The sequence below is a fragment of the Streptomyces niveus genome (genome assembly GCF_001723055.1).
In the GTDB taxonomy this organism is placed as follows: Bacteria; Actinomycetota; Actinomycetes; order Streptomycetales; family Streptomycetaceae; genus Streptomyces; species Streptomyces niveus.
Genome location: NZ_MDCR01000167.1, coordinates 1 through 10372, shown reverse-complemented (window position 1 = coordinate 10372; position 10372 = coordinate 1). Strand labels below are relative to the sequence as shown.

General features: G+C 70.4%; 6 protein-coding genes and 4 tRNA genes. 7 read left to right on the top strand and 3 right to left on the bottom strand.

Going from position 1 to position 10372, the window contains the following annotated elements; genetic code table 11:
* The 3 genes from BHU15_RS20550 to BHU15_RS20540 all read right to left on the bottom strand — a co-directional run bounded on the left by BHU15_RS20550 (window position 1) and on the right by BHU15_RS20540 (window position 3468).
* Entirely contained in the window at window positions 1-2043 is a 2043-nt protein-coding gene (locus tag BHU15_RS20550) for a DEAD/DEAH box helicase (protein ID WP_069628538.1), read from the bottom strand.
* A gap of 244 nt (window positions 2044-2287) precedes the next feature.
* Window positions 2288-2887, bottom strand: a complete 600-nt coding sequence (locus BHU15_RS20545) for a hypothetical protein (RefSeq protein ID WP_069628537.1) — start codon at window positions 2885-2887, stop codon at window positions 2288-2290.
* 203 nt (window positions 2888-3090) lie between these two features.
* Window positions 3091-3468, bottom strand: coding sequence for a metallopeptidase family protein (locus BHU15_RS20540; RefSeq protein ID WP_209269254.1), 378 nt, complete (start codon window positions 3466-3468; stop codon window positions 3091-3093).
* Between the two features lie 117 nt (window positions 3469-3585).
* On the opposite strand from BHU15_RS20540, the gene BHU15_RS20535 reads away from it, so the two are divergent.
* From BHU15_RS20535 to BHU15_RS41430, 7 genes are all read left to right on the top strand, one after another.
* Window positions 3586-5229: a metallophosphoesterase family protein gene (locus BHU15_RS20535; protein WP_079128266.1), complete on the top strand. Its 1644-nt coding sequence runs from the start codon at window positions 3586-3588 to the stop codon at window positions 5227-5229.
* A gap of 80 nt (window positions 5230-5309) precedes the next feature.
* Window positions 5310-5382 (top strand) — tRNA-Glu (locus tag BHU15_RS20530).
* A gap of 38 nt (window positions 5383-5420) precedes the next feature.
* Window positions 5421-5495 (top strand) — tRNA-Asp (locus BHU15_RS20525).
* 22 nt (window positions 5496-5517) lie between these two features.
* Window positions 5518-5591, top strand: a tRNA-Phe gene (locus tag BHU15_RS20520).
* Window positions 5592-5722: 131 nt separating this feature from the next.
* On the top strand, window positions 5723-9670 hold the full coding sequence (hrpA, locus tag BHU15_RS20515; protein WP_069628536.1) for an ATP-dependent RNA helicase HrpA: 3948 nt from the start codon (window positions 5723-5725) through the stop codon (window positions 9668-9670).
* A gap of 104 nt (window positions 9671-9774) precedes the next feature.
* Window positions 9775-9849, top strand: a tRNA-Asp gene (locus tag BHU15_RS20510).
* A gap of 150 nt (window positions 9850-9999) precedes the next feature.
* Entirely contained in the window at window positions 10000-10221 is a 222-nt protein-coding gene (locus BHU15_RS41430) for a DUF6274 family protein (RefSeq protein WP_069628539.1), read from the top strand.
* Window positions 10222-10372 lie beyond the last annotated feature (151 nt).

Genomic DNA, 10372 nt, shown 5'->3' with positions numbered 1-10372 from the left:
TCAGCCGTTGCGCTTCCAGCGCGGCTTGTCGTCGCGGCGGCCGAACGAGCCCGTGCTCGTGCCCGTGCCGGTCGTGCCTCCGCGGTGGTCGTCGCGGCGGCCCGACGGGCGGTCGTGGCCGCCGGAGCGGAAGCCGCCCGAGGGGCGGTCGTCGCGGCGGTCGCGGTTGAACGGGCGGTCGCCGGTGGGGCGGTGGTCCCGGCCCTGGAACGGACGGGCGCCGTCGCGGCGGTCGTCCCGGCGGTCGCGGTTGAAGCCGCCTTCCTTGCGGTCGTCGCGGCGGAAGCCGCCACCCGCCGGACGGTCGTCCCGACGCTGGAAACCGCCACCGGCCGGACGGTCGTCCCGACGCTGGAAGCCACCACGGTCGTCGCGGCGGTCGTCCCTGCGGAAGCCGCCTTCCTTGCGGTCGTCGCGGCGCTGGAAGCCGCCACGGTCACCGCTGCCGCCGTCGCGCGGCGTGTAGCCCTTCGCGCCGCCACGGCCGCTGCGCTCGCCGCGGTCGTCGCGCCGCGCGTAGTTGCCACGGTCGTCGCGCGGCGCCTGCGCCGGCACCGACACGGCTGCCGCCGCCGCTGCCTCGATGGCCGCCGCGGCCTCGGCCGTGACCTCCGCCACCGCCGCCTCCGGGTCGTCCCCGCGCTCGCGCGCGGCACGCGCGACGAGGCGGTCGGCCTCCTCGCGCAGTTCACCGGCCCGGCGCTGGAGGCGCTCCAGCTCCTTGGTCAGGTCGGCGACCTCGCGCTCCGCCTGCTTGGCGGAGTTGTTCGCGGAGTCGGCCTGGACCTCGGTGAGCGAACGGGCGCCGGTGATCTCGGCGACCTCCGGCTCGAACGCGCCCGCTCCGGCGACCATGTGACGCGCGGCGTCGACGCCCGCGTCCTCCATCAGCCGGAAGATCTGGCGGCGCTGGTGCGGCAGGGCCAGCGAGACGACGACGCCGGACTTGCCGGCCCGCGCGGTACGGCCCGAGCGGTGCAGGTAGTCCTTGTGGTCACCGGCCGGGTCGACGTTCAGGACCAGGTCGATGCCGTCGACGTGGATACCGCGGGCGGCCACGTCGGTCGCGACGAGCGCGTTGACGAAACCCTCCTTGAAGTCCGCCAGCGTCCGCGTCCGCGCGCCCTGCGTCATGCCGCCGTGCAGCGCGTCCGCCTTGACGCCGGAGTCGCGCAGCTGCTCGGCGATACGGTCGGCGCCCAGCTGCGTACGGACGAAGATGATCGTGCGGCCCTTGCGCGCCGCGATGGCGGCCGTGACCGGCGCCTTGTCCTTGGGCTTCACGACGAGCACGTGGTGGCTCATGGTCGTGACGTTGCCCTGCGCGCTGTCGACCTCGTGGTGCACGGGGTTCTTCAGGTAGCGCTTGACCAGCGTGCTGATCTCGTTCTCCATCGTGGCGGAGAAGAGCATCCGCTGGCCGCCGGCCGGCACCTGGTCGAGCAGTTCGGTGACCTCGGGCAGGAAGCCCAGGTCGGACATCTGGTCGGCCTCGTCGAGGATCGCGATCTGCACGTTCTCCAGCGAGCACGCGCCGCGGTTGATGATGTCGCGCAGCCGGCCCGGGGTGGCGACGAGGACGTCGACACCGCGCTCCAGCGCGTAGATCTGGTTGCCCATCGACGTACCGCCGCAGACGACCTTCATCTTCAGGCCGAGTACGTCGCCGTACGGCTGGAGGGCGTCGGCGACCTGCATCGCCAGCTCGCGGGTCGGGGTCAGGATGACGCCGCGGGGCTTCTTCTTCTCGGTGTGGCCCTCGGCGAGGGTCGCCAGCAGCGGCAGACCGAAGGAGAGGGTCTTGCCGGAGCCGGTACGGCCGCGGCCCAGGATGTCCTTGCCGTCCAGGGCGTCCGGGATGGTCGCGGCCTGGATCGGGAAGGGCGCGACGACGCCGTTCTGAGCGAGCTTGCGGACGATGCCCTCGGGCAACCCCAGGTCGCCGAAGGTGACTTCGGGGGTCTTCGGGGCGTCGGCGGCCTCTGCCGTCACGCTCTCGACCGAGATGTTCTCGATCGACTCGTCGGAGCCGTTCTCGGGCATGACGGTGTGGTCAGTACTGGAAATGGACATGCGAAATGCGAAACCTTCCGGAGTCTCGGCACGCGCCCAAACTCCGTGATTCGCAATTCGACCGCCTCAATGCGGTCAGCCACGGCAAGGGAGAGTACGCGCCACGCGGCGCTCTTCTGTGTCGGCGCCAGGCAATGATCAAACGATCTACTACCATACGCACCGCTCCCCCTCCCTGGCAAACCGCCTCCGCGCGATCCCCCTCACACCGGCCTCACACCGGCCCCGTCTGCGGTGACGCCGCCGGCTCCTTCCGCATCCCGAACCCGTCGCCCGGGGACAGCGCGCTCGCCCGTACGTCCGCCATCGGCGACGCCGACGGCGGCTCCTGCGGGCCGGTCGGCTCAGGCTGCGTCGGCGGCTCCGGGTCGGGGTCCGGCGGTGGCGGCTCGGAGGGCGGCGGCGGGGTGCGCGTCGGCTGTTCCGCGGGCGGTACGTCACCGCCCGGCGGCCTCGGCGCGGGGGGCAGCGGCTTGCCGTCCGGGCCCTTCGACGGCTTCGCCGACGGGTCGCCCGACTCCCGCGCCGCGCCCGGCTCCCCCTTGTCGCCGTGCTCGCCGGAGTGCTCGGCGCCCTTCGGCCCCGCTTCGCCCCGGCCGTCCACCGGCAGACCGGCGCCGGCGTCGGCCGCCGTACCGCCGTCCGGCTCGGCCACGGCCCCGCGCCGCTCGGCCGATCGCGAGGGGGCCGGCTTCCCTTCGTCGTTGCCGACGCTCATGCAGCCCGTGGAAGTGGCGACCGCCACCGAGGTGACGATCCAGACGGCGAGACGGCCGGCGGCGGACAAACGGCCGGTGACGGACAACTGGCGCACGCGGGGGCACCTCCGGGGGCGTGGAACGGGCTCGCCCGCCGAAGGAACGCGACGGCGCCCGACGGCGGGGAATGATTGCCCTGCTCAACTTCCTTTGCCCCACAAGGGACACGCCCGCCGCCCGCCCAACCCCGTCCGGACGACCCGTCAGAGAGCCTCGGCGGAGAACCCCGTCCCGGCGCCCGCTCCCGGACCCGGGACGCTCACCCGTACCCCAGCTCGTGCAGCCGCTCGTCGTCGATCCCGAAGTGGTGCGCGATCTCGTGCACCACCGTGATCTCCGTCTCGGCCACCACTTCCTCGCGCGTCTCGCACATCCGCAGCGTCGGCCCCCGGTAGATCGTGATCCGGTCCGGCAGCACCCCCGCGTACCACTCGCCGCGATCGGTCAGCGGCGTCCCCTCGTAGAGCCCGAGCAGATCGGGGTCGAACTCCTCTCCCGACGCCTTCGCCGACGCGGGGTCCGGCTCGTCCTCCACGAACACCGCGACGTTGTCCATCAGCCGCATCAGCTCCGGCGGGATCCGGTCCAGCGCCTCGGCCACCAGTTCCTCGAACTCCTCGCGCGTCATCTCCAGCACCCCGCCATTGTCACGCAGGTCCGCGGGATCAGGGGTCACCGGGATTCAGGGCTCACCAAGATCGGGGAAAGGCGAGCGCCGCGCATGATCCCTGACCACCGTGGGCATACGGGCCCAATGGCCCGCGACGTACGCCGTGTCCCGTTCCGTACCGCGATCACAGCGATCAACCGATTCCGGCAGCGGTTCCAACGGCGGTTCCAGCGGCACTACCGGTCCCGCGGTGACGTCCCGACCAGCGCCCTCGTCAGCTCACCGCACCCCTACACCCGTGCGCTCGGCCTGGTCGCCGTCGTGCTGTTCGGCGCCTGGCTCGGGCTGCTGATCGTCGGCAGCGTCCGTACGCCCGTCGGGCCCATGGACACGAAGATGACCCTGCGGCCGTCCCTCACCGGCGGTACGAAGATCAACGTCTCGCCGCTGGGCGCGCTGGAACTCGACTCGCACACGGCCCCGATCCGCCTCGACGTCGACGTCGACCAGCTCGACCCGGTCCGCTCACAGGCCCTCGTCGAGCACCCCGAACGCCTCTCCGGCCTCCAGGACGAGGTCGCGCACGACGTCTCCGCCGGGACCACGGAGCTGGCCGTACGGTCCTGTGTCGCCGTCGTCTCCGGCGCCACCGCCCTCGGCCTGGCCGTCTACCGCCGCCCGCGCCGCGCGCTGGCCGCCGGCGGGCTCGCCCTGGCGCTGCTGGCCGCGTCCGGCGTCACCGCGTTCGCGACCTGGAACCCGAAGTCGGTCCTGGAGCCCCGCTTCTCCGGGCTGCTCTCGTCGGCCCCGCAGGTCGTCGGCAGCGCGCGCTCGATCGTCACCGAATTCGACGTCTACCAGAAGGAGTTGGCACGCCTCGTCACGAACGTGACCAAGCTGTACGACGCGACGTCGACCCTGCCCTCGTACCAGCCGGACCCCGGCACCCTGCGTGTCCTCCAGGTCTCCGACATCCATCTCAACCCCGCCGCCTGGGCCATCATCGGCTCGCTCGTGAAGCAGTACAGGATCGACCTGATCATCGACTCCGGCGACACCATGGACCACGGCTCGGCGGCCGAGAACAGCTTCCTCGACCCGATCCCCGACCTCGGCGCCCCGTACGTGTGGGTCCGCGGCAACCACGACTCGGCCGCCACCCAGAAGTATCTGCGCGGCCTGAAGAACGTCCACGTCCTCGACAACGGCCGCGCCGTCACCGTCGCCGGGATCCGGGTCGCGGGCACGGGCGATCCGCAGTTCACCCCCGACCGCACGCTGGCCAACGGCGGTGATCCCGCCGAGGAGATGGCGGGCATCCGGCTGGCGTCGGCCATCCGCGACCAGGAGCGGGCGGGCACCCCGGTGGACATCGCCGTCGCACACAACCCGATCGCCGCCAGGGAGACCGACGGCACCGTGCCGCTCGTGCTGGCCGGCCATGTGCACCACCGGGAGACCGAGATCATGCCGTTCGGTACGCGGCTGAAGATCGAGGGCTCGGCGGGCGGCGGCGGGCTGCGGGCGGTCCAGAACGACAAGCCGGAGAAGGTCCGCGCCTCGCTGCTCTATCTGGACAGCACGACGAAGCGGCTCCAGGCGTGGGACGAGATCACGCTGGGCGGTCTGGGGCTGACGACGGCGGAGGTCAGCCGCCATCTCCCGGAGGAGGCGGGCGTACCGGGCACGGACCCGTCACCGTCGGCACCGCCGTCGGGACCGCCGTCCGGAGCACCTTCGGGATCACCGTCCGGACCGGCGTCCACCTCCCGCTCCCCCTCCCCGTAAACCGTTTTGGCGATAGCTCCCCGCATCCCATATGCTTCTCACGTCCCCGACGCGCTACCAAGCGCCCAGGCGGGCCCTTAGCCCTCATCGTCTAGTGGCCCAGGACGCCGCCCTTTCAAGGCGGTAGCACGGGTTCGAATCCCGTTGGGGGCACGCAACACCGTGTGCGAGACTCGTCTCGCACATTGCTAGGTCCTGTGGAGCAGTTTGGAGTGCTCGCCACCCTGTCAAGGTGGAGGCCGCGGGTTCAAATCCCGTCAGGACCGCTGTGGCTCGCGAGAGCCGCGTGGCTGGGTAGCTCAGTTGGTACGAGCGATCGCCTGAAAAGCGATAGGTCGCCGGTTCGATCCCGGCCCCAGCCACTCCTCATCTTGAAGTTGGTACGAGACGCCCCTGCCGAGAGCCTCGGTGGGGGCTTCCGTGTCCCCGCCCCGCGATTGCCCGCGAAATGGGTTCGCCACTCTCCGGGCCCGGGTGAGACCCTGGGCTCGGTATGTCTACTTCCCTCGCCGACCTTCAGTCCCTGCTGGCCGAGGTGTCGCTGCGCGACTCGCAGCGCCTCGGCCGCCGTCTCGAAGGCGTCCGGCGCATCCGTAAGCCCGAAGCCCGGCAGGCCGTCCTCGACGAGATCGCGGTCGAGGCCGGCAGGTCCGCCGAGCGCGTGCGCGCCCGCGCGGCCCGGATGCCGGCGATCACGTACCCCGAGCAACTGCCCGTCAGTCAGAAGAAGGACGTGATCCTTCAGGCGATACGTGACCACCAGGTCGTGATCGTCGCCGGTGAGACCGGGTCCGGCAAGACCACCCAGATCCCCAAGATGTGCATGGAGCTGGGCCGGGGCGTCCGGGGCATGATCGGGCACACCCAGCCCCGCCGGATCGCCGCCCGTACGGTCGCCGAGCGCGTCGCGGACGAGTTGAGGACCCCGCTCGGCGAGGCCGTCGGCTGGAAGGTCCGCTTCACCGACCAGGTGAACCAGGACGCGACCTTCGTCAAGATCATGACGGACGGCATCCTGCTCGCCGAGATCCAGTCGGACCGCGACCTGCGCGCGTACGACACGATCATCATCGACGAGGCCCACGAGCGCAGCCTCAACATCGACTTCCTGCTCGGCTATCTCGCCCAGCTCCTGCCCCGCCGCCCGGATCTGAAGGTCGTCATCACCTCGGCGACGATCGACCCGGAGCGCTTCTCCCGCCACTTCGGCGACGCGCCGATCGTGGAGGTCTCGGGGCGTACGTATCCGGTCGAGGTCCGCTACCGCCCCCTCCTCGAAGAGGAGGGCGACGAGGGCGACCGCGACCAGATCACCGCGATCTGCGACGCCGTCGACGAGCTCCAGTCGGAGGGCCCCGGCGACGTCCTGGTCTTCCTCTCCGGCGAGCGCGAGATCCGCGACACCGCCGACGCGCTCGACAAACGCAAGCTCCGGCACACCGAGGTGCTCCCGCTGTACGCGCGCCTCTCGCACGCCGAGCAGCACCGCGTCTTCCAGAGACCCGGCGGCGGCGCGACCCGCAGGATCGTGCTCGCGACGAACGTGGCGGAGACGTCGCTGACCGTGCCGGGCATCAAGTACGTGATCGACCCGGGCACCGCCCGTATCTCCCGCTACTCCCACCGCACCAAGGTCCAGCGCCTGCCGATCGAGCGCATCTCGCAGGCCAGCGCCAATCAGCGCAAGGGCCGCTGCGGGCGTACGTCGGACGGCATCTGCATCCGGCTCTTCTCCGAGGACGACTTCGACGCGCGGCCCGAGTTCACGGACGCCGAGATCCTCCGTACGAATCTGGCCTCGGTCATCCTCCAGATGACGTCGGCGGGCCTCGGCGAGATCGAGAAGTTCCCCTTCATTGACCCGCCGGACCACCGCAACATCCGTGACGGTGTCCAACTCCTGCAGGAACTGGGCGCGTTCGACGCCGCGCAGAAGGACCCGCGCAAACAGCTCACCCCACTCGGCCGCAAGCTCTCCCAGTTGCCCGTGGACCCGCGCCTGGCGCGCATGGTCATCGAGGCCGAGCGCAACGGCTGCGTGCGCGAGGTGATGGTGATCGCCGCCGCGCTGTCCATCCAGGACCCGCGCGAACGCCCGTCGGAGAAGCAGACCCAGGCCGACCAGCAGCACGCCCGCTTCCGCGACGAGACCTCCGACTTCCTCGCCTTCCTGAATCTGTGGCGCTACATCCGCGAGCAGCAGAAGGCGCTGGGCTCCTCGGCCTTCCGCCGGATGTGCAAGGCGGAGTACCTGAACTTCCTGCGGATCCGTGAGTGGCAGGACATCTACTCCCAACTGCGCACGGTCGCCAAGCAGATGGGCATCAAGTTCGAGGAGAACGACGACGCCCCCGCGCCCGACCAGTCCGTACACATCTCGCTGCTCTCCGGTCTGCTGTCGCACATCGGGCTCAAGGACGTGAAGGACGGCGCGAAGAACGAGTACGTGGGCGCGCGCAACGCGAAGTTCGCGGTCTTCCCCGGCTCGGCCCTCTTCAAGAAGCCGCCGCGCGTCATCATGTCCGCCGAGCTGGTGGAGACGTCCCGGCTGTGGGCGCGGGTCAACGCGAAGATCGACCCCGACTGGATCGAGCCGCTGGCCCAGCACCTGATCAAGCGCACGTACAGCGAGCCGCACTGGGAGAAGGACCAGGCGGCCGTCATGGCGTACGAGAAGGTCACGCTGTACGGCGTACCGATCGTGGAGCGGCGCAAGGTGAACTTCGGCCGAATCGACGCGGAGGCGTCGCGCGACCTGTTCATCCGCAACGCGCTCGTCGAGGGTGACTGGCGGACGCACCATCAGTTTTTCCATGACAATCGCAAACTTCTGGGCGAGGTCGAGGAGTTGGAGCACCGCGCCCGGCGCCGCGACATCCTCGTGGACGACGAGACGCTCTTCGACTTCTACGACGAGCGGGTGCCCGACCATGTGGTCTCCGGCGCGCACTTCGACTCGTGGTGGAAGCACAAGCGCAAGGAGGAGCCCGAACTCCTCGACTTCGAGCGCTCGATGCTCATCAACGAGGCGGCGGGCGCCGTCACGAAGGACGACTATCCGGACTCCTGGCGGCAGGGCCGGCTCAAGTTCCGCGTCACGTACCAGTTCGAGCCGGGGGCCGACGCGGACGGTGTGACCGTCCACGTACCGCTCCAGGTGCTCAACCAGATCACCTCCGAGGGCTTCGACTGGCAGATCCCGGGACTGCGCGAGGAGGTGGTGGTGGAGCTGATCCGCTCCCTGCCGAAGCCGATCCGCCGCCACTACGTCCCGGCGCCGAACTACGCGAAGAGGTTCCTGGAGCGCGCCGTGCCGCTCCAGGAGCCGCTGCCGGTGACGCTGGCGCGCGAGCTCCAGCGGATGGTCGGCGTGCCCGTCACGGCCGACGACTTCGATCCCGGGCGGGTGCCGGAGCACCTCAAGATCACGTTCCGGATCGTCGACGAGCGGCGCCGCAAGATCGCCGAGGACAAGGACCTGGAGGCGCTGCGGATCGCCCTCAGGCCCAAGGCCCGCCAGGCGCTCTCGCAGGCCGCCGCGGCGGTGGCGGGGCCGACGGGCGAGTCCGTCGAGCGCTCGGGGCTCACGGACTGGACGATCGGCACGCTCACCCGCACCTTCGAGACCCGGCGGGCCGGCCAGCCGGTCAAGGCGTACCCGGCGCTGGTCGACCAGGGCGCGACGGTGGCCGTACGGCTCTACGACACCGAGGCCGAGCAGCAGCAGGCGATGTGGCAGGGGACGCGGCGGCTGATCCTGCTCAACATCCCGGTCAATCCGGCCAAGTTCGCCTCGGACACCCTCACCAACAAGCAGAAGCTGGCCCTGTCCCGTAACCCGCACGGCTCGATCCAGGCGCTCTTCGACGACTGCGCGACCGCCGCGGCTGACCGGCTGATCGCCGAGCACGGGGGCCCGGCGTGGGACGAGGAGTCGTACCGAAAGCTCTACGAGAAGGTCCGCGCCGACCTGGTCGACGTGACCGTGCGCACCATCGGCAACGTCGAGCAGATCCTGGCGGCCTGGCAGGCGTGCGAGCGGCGGCTGAAGTCCACGAACAGCCTGGTCCTGATCAACAACGTCCAGGACGTGAAGGACCAGCTGGCGGAGCTGATGCCGGCGGGCTTCGTGACGCGTACGGGGCTGCGCAGGCTGCCCGACCTGATGCGCTACCTGGTCGCGGCGGACCGCCGCCTCCAGCAGATGCCGACGAACGTCCAGCGCGACACCACGCGGATGGAGAAGGTCCACGAGATGCGGGACGAGTACGCCTGGCTGCTCGAACAGCTTCCGCGCGGGCGGCCGGTGCCGCAGCAGGTGCTGGACATCCGCTGGATGATCGAGGAGCTGCGGGTGAGCTACTTCGCGCACGCGCTGGGCACGGCGCAGCCGGTGTCGGACAAGCGGATCGTGAAGGCGATCGACGCGGCGGCGCCGTAGCCGCGGGCGGGGTCCCGGATCCGGTTCGACCGCACCCTTCGAGCTGCTGTACAGTCTGACTTCGCAGCCGCCGGAAGAAACACCGCACCGGAGCTGCGAATTCTGGTCCTGTGGAGCAGTTTGGAGTGCTCGCCACCCTGTCAAGGTGGAGGCCGCGGGTTCAAATCCCGTCAGGACCGCAGCGCATGGCTACGGAGCCCGCATCCCCTTCGGATGCGGGCTCCGCTGTTTGTCCCGGGCCGGGACCCGGCTGCCGGAGGCCGCGCCCGCGGCGGAGCCGCAATCGGACACAGCAAATCCCGTCAGGACCGCAGCGCATGNNGGCGCGCATGGTGGCACCGGTGGTCAGACACGAGACTCGCGCGCTCCTGCGTGCCCATCTGGCGGCCTCGACGGGCTACCGCCACGTCACGCGGCACTGCGCGGTCTGTCATCGCCTCCAGCGGCTCGCCATGGAGCTTGCCGAGCCCGCTTACCCGGACGCCGGCGGCACGACAATCAACAGCTCCGCCCCGAACCTCCCACCAGAAGCGGACTGCGACCCTCATTAGGCGCTATGAGGGGAGTTGGCAAGGGGTTGCCTCTGTGACGGGTGTCACCGCTCACATTTCCGGAACGGCTGCGCTTACAACCCGCCTACAACCCACAAATTTCATATGTGCAATTGCACGCCCCCACGAACACCCCTCCCCTCCCCCCAAC